Consider the following 12,979-nt stretch of genomic DNA (forward strand, 5'->3'; position numbering starts at 1 on the left):
CCGATTTGGCCATCGGCTTAGCGCACACGATGCTCGAACTCGGAAGCCTGTCCCTCAGCGACAGGATGACCGTCAGGAACTAGCGCTGGATATGGCTCATTCAATGCACGAAGTGATGCAATGCGTGCCACCTGACCGTCACATCACACTTTGCATCTGTCCAGATCCCGCAATATCCGTGCGGATGTCAGCGCAACATTGGCGATCGCTGTTGGCTCGCGCATCCACTCAAGAGTGTTCTATCGGAAGGCATGCCTAGAAACCAATGGGCCTCGGTTCACCTTTTAGCCGCTTCTTTTGAGGCGGACTTTCGGCCCCAGTAGAGGAACAATCAGCATAGCGCTCCGTTAGGCCGCCATCACCCGGTAAAAGAAAGGCTGTTTCATGGACATTAATGCTACCCAGTCCGCCCTTCCAAGCTGTCCCATCACCCTGAAGATCAATAGCGAGATCCACTCGCTTAATATCCAGCCGTGGGTGACGATGCTCGACCTCTTGAGAGGGCCGCTTGAACTGACTGGCACAAAGAAGGGTTGCGACCACGGCCAGTGCGGCGCCTGCACGATCCTTATCGACGGCGAGCGGGTCAACTCGTGTCTCAAGCTCGCTGTCTCGCTGGATGGTTGCGAGATCACTACGATCGAAGGCCTTGGTTCGCCAGAAGCAATGCATCCGATGCAACGAGCCTTCGTGGAGCATGACGCGTTCCAGTGCGGCTATTGCACTCCGGGACAGATCTGTTCAGCCGTTGGCTTGATCAAGGAAGGCCACGCCCATAGCCGCGCAGAGATCCGCGAACTGATGAGTGGCAACCTGTGTCGCTGCGGCGCCTACACCAACATTGCCGATGCTATCGAGGACGTTTTGGGCTCGGAAGCCGCTCGCAATTTCCGGGAGGCCGCAGAATGAGAGAGTTTTCTTATACCCGCGCCGAAACCGTCTCAGACGCCGTTTCCGCCCTCGCCTCCAACCCGCAAGCCCAGCTTCTCGCCGGCGGCACCAACCTCGTTGACTTAATGAAATACGACGTCATGCACCCGGCCGCGATCATCGACATTAACCGCCTGCCGCTAAAATCCATAGAGGAAACCGAGGACGGCGATATTCGTATCGGCGCCCTCGTGAGCAATTCCGCCATTGCCTATGACGAACGGATCAAGGAACGCTTTCCGCTGCTTGCCAACGCGATCCTTGCTGGTGCCTCTCCGCAGCTTCGCAACGCCGCGACTACCGGCGGCAACCTTTTGCAGCGCACCCGCTGTTACTACTTCTATGACCCGTCGACTCCTTGCAACAAACGCGAGCCCGGCTCGGGCTGCGGCGCAATCGGCGGCGTCAATCGAATACATGCCATTCTCGGCGCGAGCGACAAATGCATTGCCGTCCATCCGTCGGATATGTGCGTGGCGCTCGCCGCCCTCGCCGCCACCGTCGAGGTAGAAGGCCCGGCCGGCCGCCGGGACATTCCGTTCACCGAATTCCATCGCCTTCCTGGCGATTATCCGGAGCAGGACAACACCCTGCAGGCTGGCGAAATGGTTACGGGCGTGCGTCTCGAAGGTCATCACTTCACCCGTAACTACACCTACCTGAAGCTCCGCGATCGCTTGTCCTACGCCTTTGCGCTGGTTTCCGTTGCCGTCGCCATGGATGTTTCCGATAGCCGCATCGTTGACCTGCGCGTCGCACTCGGCGGCGTAGCTCATAAGCCGTGGCGCAATACGTTGGTAGAAGCCCAATTTGCTGGCGCAACTGCCGACGAACCCACCTTCCGCCGTGTTGCCGACCGCCTGCTCGCGGGCGCCGAAGGCCAGGGCGAAAACGACTTCAAGATCCCGCTCGCCCGCAAGGCGATCGTCCGGGCGCTCAGGCAGGCCGCCGCCGGCACACCCCAGGATCAGACCGTCAAGGCGATCCAGTGAAGGAGGACACGACACATGCTGAACGAGATCCAAAGTCGTCGGCCTTCCGAAATCCCGCATTGACGGGCCGCTGAAGGTCACCGGGCGGGCGCGCTATGCCGCCGAGCACTTCGAGCCCGGCATGCTGCAGGGTTATGTCCTCTGCTCCACGATCGCCACCGGCCGCATAGCCGAGATCGATACTTCGGTCGCCGACCGTTTTCCCGGCGTGATCAAGATCTACACCCATGAAAACCGGCCGAAAGTCGCCGAAAGCGACAAGAAGTGGAAGGACGAGGTCGCCCTGCCCGGCCACCCGTTCCGGCCGCTTGAAAGCGACCGCATCCTGTTCGACGGTCAGCCGGTCGCGCTCGTCGTGGCGGAAAGCTTCGAAGCTGCCCGCGACGCCACCTCGCTGATCCGGGTCACCTACGCAGGCGAAACGCCCCATACCGACCTCAGCCGCGAGGAGCCAAATTCCTACGTCCCGCCGGTCCCGCGCATGGAGGCCTTCATGCCGCCGCCGCCGCGAGGAGACGCCGAAAAAGCCTTTGCCGAGGCGCCCCGGAAGATCGCCGTCGATTACACGATCGAAGGCGAACACCATAATCCGATGGAGCTTTTTGGCACCACGGTCCTTTGGGAAAAAGACGGTGAACTGACGATCCACGACAAGACGCAAGGATCGCAAAACAGCCACGACTTCGTCTGCAACGTCTTCGGTCTCGACCCCGAGACGGTCACTGTGCAGAATAAATTCGTCGGCGGCGCGTTTGGCTCGGGCCTGCGCCCCAAATATCAGCTCTTCCTCGCCGTTATGGCGAGCCTCGACTTGAAGCGGTCGATGAAGGTCGAGATGAGCCGACGCGAGATGTTCTACCTCAGTTGGCGTCCCAAGGCGATCCAGCGTGTGGCGCTCGCGGCAGATGCAGAAGGCCACCTTCAGGCCGTCTTACACCACGCCCTCCATGCCACCTCACGCTACGAGGACTACCAGGAAAACGTCGCCAACTGGTCAGGCCTCGCCTACAAGTGCGACAACGTCAAGATTTCCTACGAGATCGCCAAGCTCGACGTTTCGACCCCGGGCGACATGCGCGCTCCCGGCGCCGCCACCGGCGTCACGGCGCTTGAAACAGCAATGGACGAACTCTCCTACGAAGTCAGTATCGACCCACTTGAACTGAGGATCAGGAACTTCGTCCACCGCGACCAGAACACGGATAAGGATATCACCTCCAAAGCCCTGCATGCCTGTTACCGCGAAGGTGCCGAGCGATTCGGCTGGGCGAAGCGCTCACCCGAACCCCGCTCGATGCGCGATGGGGAGGAACTGGTGGGCTGGGGCATGGCGACGGGCTTCTGGGAAGCTCAGCTTTCCCCGGCCGAGGCCAAGGCGCGCCTCTCGTCCGACGGCAAGGTCGTTGTCTCTGCCGCCGCCTCCGATATCGGGACCGGCACCTACACCATCCTCGCCCAGCTTGGTGCCGAAGCTTTTGACGTGCCGCTTGAGGACGTAACGGTCAGGATAGCCAAGTCAACGCTGCCCAAGACCTCTGTCGAAGGCGGCTCCTGGACCGCAGCGTCAACCGGGTCCGCTGTTCAGGTTGCGGCAAAGACCGTCATCGCCACGCTCTTGAAGCACGCCCTTAAGATGGACAACTCGCCTCTCGAGGATGCCAAGTCGGAACAGGTTGAGATCGTCGGGGGTCGCCTCGTACTGGAAGCCAACCATCAGGTCGGCGTCGCGATTTCCGACATCATGCAGGCCGCCGGCGTCTCGTTCATCGAAGAACTTGGTCAGGTCGCGCCTGACAAGGCGATCCAGAAAAGGTTCTCCGCCTATACCCACTCCGCCGTGTTCGTGGAAGTGAAGGTGGACGAGGAGCTCGGCCGCCCACGTGTCACCCGGGTCGTTAGTGCCATTGGCGCCGGTCGCATTCTCAACCCAAAGACGGCGCGCAGCCAGATCCTCGGCGGTGTCGTTATGGGAATCGGCATGGCGCTTCATGAGGAAGGCATGGTCGATCACCGCACCGGCCGGATTATGAATCACAATATCGCCGAATACCATGTGCCGGCCCATGCCGACATCGAAGATATCGAGGTGATCTTTGTGGACGAGGACGACGACAAGGCGAGCCCAATCGGCGTTAAGGGCCTTGGTGAAATTGGTATTGTGGGGGTCGCTGCGGCTGTTTCGAACGCGATCTTCCACGCGACAGGAAAGCGCATTCGCCATTTTCCCATCACGATCGACAAAATCCTCAAGGACGAAACAAGCCAATGAGCAATGGAATTTTAGCTGCGCCAGTCCGCTACACTCTTGGCCTGGAAGACATCCAGCCGGACGAGCCGCAGACGGCCCGCGATCTTGCCGAAACGATGCTGTCGATCTCGGAAAAGACTTACGCCGATTCCGGTCAAGCGATGCGCGCCGTTCATGCAAAAAGCCATGGGCTGATCGGCGCGACGGTCGAAGTGCTGGACAACCTGCCGCCGGAACTGGCGCAGGGAATTTTCGCCGAACCGCAGCGTTATGAGGCTGTGATCCGGCTTTCGACGACGCCCGGCGATCTTCTGCATGACAGCGTCTCAACGCCCCGCGGCATGGCGCTGAAAATTCTCAATGTCGAGGAGCGCGTCTTCCCGGATCGGAGGGATCGCTCAGCCAGGACTTCGTCATGGTTAATGGTAAGGAGTTCAACTCGCCATCGGGCAAGGCTTTCCTCAAAAACCTCAAGTTACTCGCCTCTACGACCGATCGGATGGAAGGTACGAAGGAAGTCCTCTCCAGGATTATGAAAACGCTAGAAAAAGTATTGGAGAGCGTTGGAAGCGAGAGCGCTGCTTTGAAGTCGATGGGAGGCAATCCCAAAACTTATATACTTGGAACAAGCTTTTTCACCCAGCTTCCGCTTCGATACGGCGAGTACATCGCCAAGATTGGCGTCGTTCCGGCATCCGACAATCTCAAGGCACTCAACGATGCGACTGTGGACACATCCACGGATCCCGACATCATACGCCACGAGACGGAAAAATTTTTCGAGAACGAGACGGCCGTCTGGGACCTGCAGGTCCAGTTGTGCAGGGACATCGATGGCATGCCAGTAGAAGGCGTTAAGGCTTGGGACGAGGAAAATAGCCCGTTCGTCACAGTCGCGCGCATCACAGCATCGCCGCAGGCGGCATGGAGCGAGCAGCGCTCAAAAACCGTCGATGACGGCATGCATTTTAGTCCATGGAACGGCATTGTCGAGCATCAGCCGCTCGGGTCGATCATGAGGCTCCGCAAGCTCGCCTATCATCGATCGGCAGCCTTTCGCTCTCAGCGCAATCGTACCCCGGTGACCGAGCCGCTCGCCTGTCCATTGAGCTACGGAACCGCCACTAACTCGTCGCCCGGACTGGATAAAGTCGACCGATAACCCTCGGTAGTCTCGGACCGGATGAGTTCAGCGCTGTCTCATTGCGAATTGGTTCGGAGCCTCCCGACGGCAACAAGCCTCTAACGAAAAAAGGCGGCAGAGATGCCGCCTTGCCCAGCGTCACGTCCACATATGGGAATCGAACTCACGACCAGCACGCAATAGAGTAGGAGAATGAATTGATTAAAAGGAATCTCCTGCCCAATCTTCATGACTGTTCCGGATACGGATCACGAAAACGCCTCCATCTTCGATGAGGCGATAGACTACAAGGTGAGCTTTGAAGGGATGTATCCTGACAGGCGGAGAAATCTCATCGCGTCCGCGCGCCATTCGCGGGTTCGCGGCGATGAGTTCGAATAAGGCAAAAAGTTCGTCATGATAGCGTTTGGCGACAAATGCTCCGAAGACGTGGATGCCCTCTTCAGCAATGGACACAATGTCCTCTTCCGCTTGGGCTGAAAGGCTAAACGGCATTAAGCGCGTCTGCGGTTGACATCGGCTCGCGCGGTCGCTTCTGCAAACAGTTGGTCACCTGAACGGTTCCCAACTCCACTTGCGATCCCGTCGTCGACAAAGCGCTGCATCTCGGCAATCTTGTCTGTGCGGGTCTGGTCTCTCCGGATCAGATCTCTGACATAGTCGCTTACATTTGAATACCGACCCGTCTTGGCTTGTGCTTCAACCCAATCCTTCATAGGGTCCGGCAGTGATACATTCATCGTCGCCATTGCAGTCTCCTTGGTACCCCAAGATATCTATCAATGGCAAAGTTTGTCAAATCTGTCATCGCATGATTAAGCTCTTGAGAAGAGCTGGACTGCGAACTAGGATTTGAGCGGCTTGAAAACGCAATGTAGGACGGACATAGCGGACAACGGCTTTTCAAAACCAATTCACATGGCCAGTGCCGTTATGCACCGCTTCTGATCACTTTCGCTACGGCTGCAACCCTGCGCAGCGTGCAGTATTGCGGATATGTGTCTCCATTTCACTGCATGCACCATCTCCGTCATTGTTCTTCAAGGCAGCTATGATGCGGCGGTGCTCTGCCGGGCCGATGATGATGCAATATCCATGGTCGGATCGATGTCGTGTCCGAGCTCGCGTAGCGCCGCGCGGCAGCTCGACAGGATCCCAAGCTCCGATGCGATCAACGTTCCATTGAGGTCGAGTAGGATAGCAGGAAGGTCATTTGCCAACGCGGTCGTGCTCCATTGATGTGCCTGACAGCGCAATAGCTTAGAAAAACCGAAACGCATTTCGTCATGGCGCCATTCGGAATTCAGGTGGGCCATTATATCCCAGTAAATTCTTAGCCGCGGGAAGGATCGACACATGAAGACTGCCACTGCCTGCCGTGATTGCACGTTAAAGCAACAGAACCCCCGGCTGTGAAGGGAGCAAACGAGCTCCATGCAGGTAGCATCCGACTGAAAATCATAACGTCCCAAAGATAAATTTCGAGCGCAAGCGGAATGATACCCCTAGCGTTACCTGAACAGGAACGCTAAGATGATGTCGTCTATGCGTTCACTGCGTTGATGAGATCTTTCAATCCAATCATCAGCATCATCGGGTCGGACGGAGACGGTAGAAATCCAACGGCTTCATAGAAGGCACGTGCGTCATCGGATATGGCATGCACCAGCACGCCACGGATACCGAGGATCTCCGCGGCATTGAGCAGACGCAGGCCGGCATCGCGCACCAAAGCTCGACCAATACCGCGGCCCTGATGAGACAGGTCTATAGCCAGTCGACCAAGTACGGCGACTGGGATCGGATCTGGCATGTTTCGCTTAAGGCGCCCTGGTGCTTCTGGCGTCCTCACCGCGCCAGAGGCGAGAGCGTAATAGGCAACGACGCGATTTCCGTCGCAGACCACGAAGGTACGAGACGCACCGCCCGCCTGATTGGCTCGCGCTCGTCGACGCAGCCAGTCATCTAGCTCCGGAACGCCGGAATCAAATTCGACAAGCTCATGATGCTCGGCCAAAGGAGCAGGGGAAGTGAGGGTCACGCCTTATCCCATGGAGCTTTAGTCGACATTGTGCGTTTCAGACGCTCATTCAGCTGCGCTGGCGCATCGAGCCGGGCTAGGTATTCGGCATAGGCCTCCGGGCTGACCGTGAATACGGTACGGTCAAGCAGCACTTCCTCGGCGCGGCGTTCAGACGCCTCCAGCATGAAATCCGTCCGCGTCTTGCCAAGCAGTTCAGCCGCGCGGTCGATGAGATTGCGCGTCGCGGGTTTGATACGGATGTTCAGTGGAACACTTGCGTCCACATTTTTGCGAGTATGTGACGTCGGCATAGGCACCTCCAATGTGATAACGTTATATAGTGTAACGACACCATCGTTACAAGAGCTGTACGATGGTGTCGTTACACGCCCACATGCTGAAAGGTTTTATTGGTGCTGTTGATGAGATACGAACCTCAGCCCCGTAGTTCACGTGAACGTACAGCTAGCTTTTTAAATGGCTCTGAAAAAAGCTGGGAGGTCAACGGCTACATTCAGAGGCTCGAAGTGCCGCAAATTATCGGTAATCACCGTCAAATCGTAGGCGCGAGCTGTCGCGGCGATGACGATGTCACCTAACCCGGGGCTCTGGCCTTTTCCTCTCGCTTCATCCTCCATGGACCCGGCGATTCGAGCGACAACGGTGTCCAAGGGTAATATTCGATCATCAAAGGTCGTGGTAATAAAATCCAGCCAGAGCGAAAGCCTCTTCGCCCGTAAAAAACCACCACGGCGATGGAGCGACCGCAGCCCTCTCTCGACCTCAGCTACCGTCATCGCGGACAAGAATAGCGCATCCGCCTCACCTTGCTGATGAAACCATTCGCGAACCTCAGCAGAGGGCGGATTTTTATCCGGTGCAAACTTGATGATGATATTTGTGTCTAGCAGATACGCGGTCACAGATCGGCGTCGCGCATAGTTGAATGGTCACGCCCGAGGTCCGCACCGCCTGGAAAGGTCAACAAGAAATCCCCAAAGTTCGCCCTAGGCTTCATCAGCGCCTTCTTTGCTGCTTCCGCAGCCTCAACGCTCACAATCACCGCAGCCGGTTTTCCATGCCTTGTGATATGTCGGCGATCTCGTTTGTGGTCGTCATGGCAGTCCTCGTTGCTCGAAGACCACAGCTTTTCTCCACTTGGAGCGAACTGTCAGTAGTGACTTTGACATCCGAGCCTCAGAGGCGATGATGTCCACAGCTAAAGAGCTACAAGGCCGTCCCTCCGGTTCGTCCGGTCCACTTCCGTCTTGCCACCTCCTCTGTCACGCGCAATTGCTCCTGGATTAAGGGATTACCCTCCAGGCGACGGCTCGGCTGCCTCGGCGCCCGCATCGCCTCCTGATGGCCGCCCTTCAGGCGGATCCCTTGGGGACTTATCTTTGCTGTCTTGCCTCTGCAGGTCGCGCTCAATCGTCTCACGCGAACCTTCGGCGGGATCCTGTTCGGGGTGGTCTTTTGGGTCGGCCATATCAAATCTTCTGTCCGTGACGAACCAGATCAAAGGTCGAAATGTTCCGCGCCGGACCACCTTGATGCTTAATGCCGGGCCTGTGGTCGCTCTGATGCACTCGAGCGCAATACCCTCATCCGCAAGCATGGTGCGGGGATGACCTTCTCAAGGCTGCGGCGTATGGCGGCAACGGGCTGCGATCGACTTATCAGCGACGAAGGAGATCGATGCCAAACTCGGTTCCCATGTCTCGATGGGAAGTCTCGCTGGTCGAAGAACTTTATCCGACCCTCAATCAAGACAGTCGTCTCGGCGGCTTACGACGCGCAGATTTCCTTTGCCATTTTGATTGTTCCCATCGGCTTGTAGACCTGAGCTCTTGCTAAGCTTAACCCGATTTCGGCCGGAATTCTTCGCATCATAGAGCGCCATGTCAGCTCTACGGAAGGCGGCCGAAAGATCGTCGGCTGAAGCAACTGCCGTCACTCCGAAGCTCGCGGTAATTTTCACATCGGCCGGTAGATCGCCGATCGTCGCTGTGGCGCTGCGCAAAGTCTGCGCAAACAACACTGCAACCTCAATATCTGTCGCTGGCAAGAAGATAGCGAATTCCTCTCCACCCAGGCGCCCAGCAACCCCACCGTCCAGCATGTGTCGGCGCAAAAGCCTGCTGAACTCCTGGATCACAAGATCCCCGACATGATGTCCGTGCGTATCGTTGACAGATTTAAAATGATCGAGATCGCAGACGACGAGAGCATGGCCAACAGTGCCGGATTTCGCGAATGCAGATTGGATCGCCCGATCGAAACCACGGCGATTGGAAAGGCCGGAAAGTGCGTCGCTGTCGGATTCATTCTGCTGAGCCGTCATGATCTCCAGCACGAGCACAGCAAGCAGCGTAAGACCCACCGCCACCACAAGCACCGCCGTTGAGCTTTGCGAAATCAGCGCGTAGTTGGTTCGCACGTAATCGCTTGCGGTTACTCCCGAACCGACCAGCACCGCTAGCCATGCCTTGGCAAAAAAATGCACGCCGGTAAAAAGCATCAACCAACCGAGAAATCGGTCAATCATCAGACGCCTGCGTGATGAAAGAACGGCGAGCGCACTAGACAGGACTGCGATTGCAAAAGGCGCTTGATAGGAGAATGACTGTACCGTTGTGCCCCGCGGAAGACCGTAGATGAAATAGCTGAACAGCATGCTTGCCGCGAGAAAGGAGATTCCAACGTCTTTCCTCAGCGGCCGGCCATAAAGCTCGCCGATCCCGAGACGAAGCAGCACCATTCCTCCAAGAAGCGAAGAAAAGGCGGCAAGGCCGAAGAGTTTCGGGAGATTCGTGTAGGCGACCAGCATCTCGCAGACAGCCGATAGCGAGGCGACGCCAAATCCAGCAGCCAGCCAAAGCGCACCCGCGCGAGACCGACACCGTGTCGCGACGACCGCGAACACGGCGCCAAAGCACATGGCGACGAGAAAATTCACCGCCAGAAGAAATACCGCACCGTTCATCATGTCGTCAGTCAATCCGTTTGTAGCCAGCCGTATTAGAGCAGAAGTCTGAAACTGCCATTGAGCTACAGCACTATAATCGAATGAATTTTAGACGAGCTTAATGTTCCGTTACACATTATGGAAGTGTCAAATAGGAGTGGGGCTCGTATCGTAGCCCTGTCGCGCGAAAATGCGGCGCGCCGATATGACGCACTTGCATTCCTACCTTCTAATATACTGCGTAGTAACTATATCATTGCTGGCGTATATGAACGCCACTTCATAAACCGATTGGAAAAATCTTGCTCCCAGGACTCTCGGCCGCAGAAAGCGCCCGCTTCTTCGAACGTGTCAGCGCGACCGCTATCGCCAACCAGGCGACATTGAAGTGCTGTCTAGAGGGAATGCCCCTTACGGTCGACAATGTCATTCTCTTTGTAGGAGACTTCGTCGAGCCGGAACACGCTGAAGCAACTGGTTTGTTCCAGGGGATTATGGGCGCGATCCAGGAAGTGCTCGATTGTAAGGGGATGATGTCGCGCGTCGGTGCGGCGAATGACATGCGCTGACGTTCCTGAGTGGACAGGGGATGTCGCGGCCGGGACGCACCGATCAAGATCATCACAGGTCGTGAGCCGCCGCGAGATCCCCTAGCGCCCTGTGGCGTTCCATTGCGCCAAGCAGGTTCGGAAGCGTATCGTAACCTTCACGGAAAAGATTAAGGCAGATTTCTGCGGCGATGACTGCGTCGGGATCATCTTTGGATAGCCCGTACCGATTTCTCCAGGAGCTCAAGGCGAAGTCGATGATTTCTAGCTCGACCGGGCCAAACGTAGTCTCGAAAAAGATGGCATTCTAAATTCCTTCATAGCGCTGAGCGATTTGGAGGAATAGGGGGCGAATTCAAGATTTTGTCTCAAGGATTTACGTATCACCCGCCCGGGATCGAGCACACTGCACTGAATAGTCCGGATCCTCGCCCTCTGGTCTCGACGCGCCGACCGGCGTCATCGTTTCCTTCATGAGCAAGTCTCGTCTCGCCCAAGGAAGGATAGCCAGCCGGGCAGTTAGATTTCACCCATATCGTAAGCGAAGAAAATTTCCGCTTTAGGAATATTGCAGATGGCTTGTTCTTTAGCTGGTTGGCGATAGTTATCCGGCCAGTGCAATGTATTGCGAGTAACCCGTGCTTCAGCCAGCCAGCGACGACGCCGATCCGTTTCAATTCCTTGGACACCAAGGTGAGGTCGCTGACCTCATTCGAAAGCATGAGTGGTCGAAAACGCCACTGGGTGGCGTCGAAAGCTGGCCCTCCTCTCTGAAGACCGCTACCGCCCTGCTGCTCCAGTCCCCTGTTCCGATTGTGATGCTGTGGGGCGAGCAAGGCGTGATGATCTATAACGATGCCTATTCGGTTTTCGCTGGCCATCGTCATCCCGAGCTTTTCGGATCAAACGTCCGCGAGGGCTGGTCGGAGATCTCTGATTTCAACGACAACGTCATGAAGGTCGGCCTTGCTGGTGGCACGCTGTCCTATCGCGATCAGGAACTGACACTCCACCGGCATGGTTATCCCGAGCAGGTGTGGATGGACCTTGCCTATTCCCCAGTGCCGGACGAAAGCGGGAAGCCTGCCGGCGTCATCGCCATTGTGGTCGAAACAACCGAGCGCGTTTTGGCCGAGCGGAGAAACAGGGAAGAAGCGCAGCGACTTCAAAATTTGTTCGAGCAAGCGCCAACCTTTATGGCGATGATCAGTGCCGACCAGCAGCGTTTCGAAATGATCAACCCGGAATATCGAAGGCTGATAGGCGATCGAGACATCGTAAGCCTGCCCTTCGCTGAAGCATTGCCGGAAGTCGCCGAGCAAGGTTTTGACAAGTTGCTTGCTCAGGTCTTCGCCTCAGGAGAACCGATCAGACGGACGTCGGAACGCGTGATGTTCCGATGGCGCAAGGACGGTCCGCTCGAGGAGCGGTTCGTCGATTTCGTCTATCAGCCGATCCGGGAGAAGGGCCAAGTCACCCACATCTTCGTGCAGGGATCGGACGTAACCGAACGTGTACGTGCGGAAAACCATCAGAAGCTTCTGATCAACGAGTTGAATCACCGGGTGAAGAACACCCTGACGTCGATTCAGTCGATCGTGACGCAGACCCTTAGGGGCGTTCAGTCTAAAGAAGAGGCCTCAAGCGCGATCACGGCGCGGATATTGGCGCTGTCGCGTGCCCACAACGTTCTGACCGACGAGAATTGGGATGGAGCGGATCTGCATGGAATGGTAGAAAGCGCCCTCGAGGCGTTTCAGCAGGAAGGCCGACAGTCGATAAACATCAGCGGTCCAGCTCTTCGCGTCGGACCCCACGCCGCACTTTCGATCGCTCTGGCTCTGCATGAGCTCGCGACAAATGCGGTGAAATACGGTTCTCTATCAAGCAGCAATGGAGCGGTTGACGTATCCTGGCATGTCGATGGCCATGATCTGTTCAAGCTGGAGTGGACTGAGATCGGGGGCCTGAAGTTATCCGGGGAGACAGACATGGTTTCGGATCGCGCCTGATCCTGCGGGTCTTGCCAAGAGAGCTTCAGGGAACAGCAGACATAGATTTCCGTCCGACCGGCGTTGTCTTCGTGCTCGAGACGTCATTGGAGGCCATCAGCGATCGACCTTTGG

Annotated in this window: 14 protein-coding genes and 2 pseudogenes; 6 read left to right on the top strand and 10 right to left on the bottom strand. The window is 56.9% G+C overall.

The features are described from left to right. Nucleotides 1–384 precede the first annotated feature (384 nt). From N7E02_RS04410 to N7E02_RS04420, 3 genes are all read left to right on the top strand, one after another. Nucleotides 385–909 (top strand): (2Fe-2S)-binding protein, encoded by a 525-nt coding sequence (locus tag N7E02_RS04410; protein WP_286578862.1) that lies wholly within the window; start codon nucleotides 385–387, stop codon nucleotides 907–909. Further along, complete coding sequence (locus N7E02_RS04415) at nucleotides 906–1,922, top strand: FAD binding domain-containing protein (RefSeq protein WP_286578863.1); 1,017 nt, start codon at nucleotides 906–908, stop codon at nucleotides 1,920–1,922. The genes N7E02_RS04410 and N7E02_RS04415 overlap by 4 nt, the downstream gene beginning before the upstream one ends. A gap of 121 nt (nucleotides 1,923–2,043) precedes the next feature. Next, the gene (locus N7E02_RS04420; RefSeq protein WP_286578864.1) at nucleotides 2,044–4,191 is read left to right on the top strand and encodes a xanthine dehydrogenase family protein molybdopterin-binding subunit; all 2,148 of its coding nucleotides are present in this window, start codon (nucleotides 2,044–2,046) and stop codon (nucleotides 4,189–4,191) included. A gap of 11 nt (nucleotides 4,192–4,202) precedes the next feature. On the opposite strand, the gene N7E02_RS04425 is transcribed toward N7E02_RS04420, so the two are convergent. After that, nucleotides 4,203–4,487: a hypothetical protein gene (locus tag N7E02_RS04425; protein ID WP_286578865.1), complete on the bottom strand. Its 285-nt coding sequence runs from the start codon at nucleotides 4,485–4,487 to the stop codon at nucleotides 4,203–4,205. Between the two features lie 98 nt (nucleotides 4,488–4,585). Here N7E02_RS04425 and N7E02_RS04430 point away from each other — a divergent pair, with 98 nt between their 5' ends. Next, a complete protein-coding gene (locus tag N7E02_RS04430) occupies nucleotides 4,586–5,332 on the top strand; it encodes a catalase family protein (RefSeq protein ID WP_286578866.1) in 747 nt (248 codons plus the stop codon). A gap of 183 nt (nucleotides 5,333–5,515) precedes the next feature. Here N7E02_RS04430 and N7E02_RS04435 read toward each other — a convergent pair whose 3' ends face one another. The 9 genes and pseudogenes from N7E02_RS04435 to N7E02_RS04475 form a co-directional block, all read right to left on the bottom strand. Next, entirely contained in the window at nucleotides 5,516–5,809 is a 294-nt protein-coding gene (locus tag N7E02_RS04435; RefSeq protein ID WP_286578867.1) for a type II toxin-antitoxin system RelE/ParE family toxin, read from the bottom strand. After that, a complete protein-coding gene (locus N7E02_RS04440; RefSeq protein WP_286578868.1) occupies nucleotides 5,809–6,063 on the bottom strand; it encodes a type II toxin-antitoxin system ParD family antitoxin in 255 nt (84 codons plus the stop codon). The genes N7E02_RS04435 and N7E02_RS04440 overlap by 1 nt, the downstream gene beginning before the upstream one ends. Nucleotides 6,064–6,271: 208 nt before the next feature. Next, a pseudogene (locus tag N7E02_RS04445) lies at nucleotides 6,272–6,385 on the bottom strand (GntR family transcriptional regulator); the annotation flags it as partial. After that, the gene (locus N7E02_RS04450) at nucleotides 6,364–6,630 is read right to left on the bottom strand and encodes a hypothetical protein (RefSeq protein ID WP_286578869.1); all 267 of its coding nucleotides are present in this window, start codon (nucleotides 6,628–6,630) and stop codon (nucleotides 6,364–6,366) included. The pseudogene N7E02_RS04445 and the gene N7E02_RS04450, both read right to left, overlap by 22 nt. Nucleotides 6,631–6,857: 227 nt before the next feature. Further along, on the bottom strand, nucleotides 6,858–7,355 hold the full coding sequence (locus N7E02_RS04455) for a GNAT family N-acetyltransferase (RefSeq protein ID WP_286578870.1): 498 nt from the start codon (nucleotides 7,353–7,355) through the stop codon (nucleotides 6,858–6,860). Then, a complete protein-coding gene (locus tag N7E02_RS04460; protein ID WP_286578871.1) occupies nucleotides 7,352–7,648 on the bottom strand; it encodes a type II toxin-antitoxin system TacA family antitoxin in 297 nt (98 codons plus the stop codon). The genes N7E02_RS04455 and N7E02_RS04460 overlap by 4 nt, the downstream gene beginning before the upstream one ends. A gap of 162 nt (nucleotides 7,649–7,810) precedes the next feature. Further along, nucleotides 7,811–8,260 carry a type II toxin-antitoxin system VapC family toxin gene (locus N7E02_RS04465; protein WP_286578872.1) on the bottom strand — a complete coding sequence of 150 codons (450 nt, stop codon included), beginning with the start codon at nucleotides 8,258–8,260 and terminating at the stop codon, nucleotides 7,811–7,813. Next, nucleotides 8,257–8,427, bottom strand: a pseudogene (locus N7E02_RS04470) (type II toxin-antitoxin system prevent-host-death family antitoxin); the annotation flags it as partial. The gene N7E02_RS04465 and the pseudogene N7E02_RS04470, both read right to left, overlap by 4 nt. A gap of 672 nt (nucleotides 8,428–9,099) precedes the next feature. Next, nucleotides 9,100–10,326, bottom strand: a complete 1,227-nt coding sequence (locus N7E02_RS04475) for a GGDEF domain-containing protein (protein WP_286578873.1) — start codon at nucleotides 10,324–10,326, stop codon at nucleotides 9,100–9,102. 281 nt (nucleotides 10,327–10,607) lie between these two features. On the opposite strand from N7E02_RS04475, the gene N7E02_RS04480 reads away from it, so the two are divergent. Both N7E02_RS04480 and N7E02_RS04485 read left to right on the top strand, forming a co-directional pair. Continuing rightward, nucleotides 10,608–10,874: a hypothetical protein gene (locus N7E02_RS04480; protein WP_286578874.1), complete on the top strand. Its 267-nt coding sequence runs from the start codon at nucleotides 10,608–10,610 to the stop codon at nucleotides 10,872–10,874. A 617-nt stretch (nucleotides 10,875–11,491) separates the two neighbouring features. After that, nucleotides 11,492–12,865 (top strand): sensor histidine kinase, encoded by a 1,374-nt coding sequence (locus tag N7E02_RS04485; protein WP_286578875.1) that lies wholly within the window; start codon nucleotides 11,492–11,494, stop codon nucleotides 12,863–12,865. Nucleotides 12,866–12,979: the final 114 nt, after the last annotated feature.

Origin of the sequence: Terrirhizobium terrae, from assembly GCF_030323265.1 — a bacterium.
Taxonomy (GTDB): domain Bacteria; phylum Pseudomonadota; class Alphaproteobacteria; order Rhizobiales; family Rhizobiaceae; genus Neorhizobium.

What these genes read in the sequence shown, in the direction of transcription:
- N7E02_RS04410 (WP_286578862.1), top strand. Translation starts at nt 385, where the DNA reads ATGGACATTAATGCTACCCAGTCCGCCCTTCCAAGCTGTCCCATCACC.
- N7E02_RS04415 (WP_286578863.1), top strand. Translation starts at nt 906, where the DNA reads ATGAGAGAGTTTTCTTATACCCGCGCCGAAACCGTCTCAGACGCCGTT.
- N7E02_RS04420 (WP_286578864.1), top strand. Translation starts at nt 2,044, where the DNA reads ATGCTGCAGGGTTATGTCCTCTGCTCCACGATCGCCACCGGCCGCATA.
- N7E02_RS04425 (WP_286578865.1), bottom strand. Translation starts at nt 4,487, where the DNA reads ATGCAGAAGATCGCCGGGCGTCGTCGAAAGCCGGATCACAGCCTCATA.
- N7E02_RS04430 (WP_286578866.1), top strand. Translation starts at nt 4,586, where the DNA reads ATGGTTAATGGTAAGGAGTTCAACTCGCCATCGGGCAAGGCTTTCCTC.
- N7E02_RS04435 (WP_286578867.1), bottom strand. Translation starts at nt 5,809, where the DNA reads ATGCCGTTTAGCCTTTCAGCCCAAGCGGAAGAGGACATTGTGTCCATT.
- N7E02_RS04440 (WP_286578868.1), bottom strand. Translation starts at nt 6,063, where the DNA reads ATGGCGACGATGAATGTATCACTGCCGGACCCTATGAAGGATTGGGTT.
- N7E02_RS04450 (WP_286578869.1), bottom strand. Translation starts at nt 6,630, where the DNA reads ATGGCCCACCTGAATTCCGAATGGCGCCATGACGAAATGCGTTTCGGT.
- N7E02_RS04460 (WP_286578871.1), bottom strand. Translation starts at nt 7,648, where the DNA reads ATGCCGACGTCACATACTCGCAAAAATGTGGACGCAAGTGTTCCACTG.
- N7E02_RS04475 (WP_286578873.1), bottom strand. Translation starts at nt 10,326, where the DNA reads ATGATGAACGGTGCGGTATTTCTTCTGGCGGTGAATTTTCTCGTCGCC.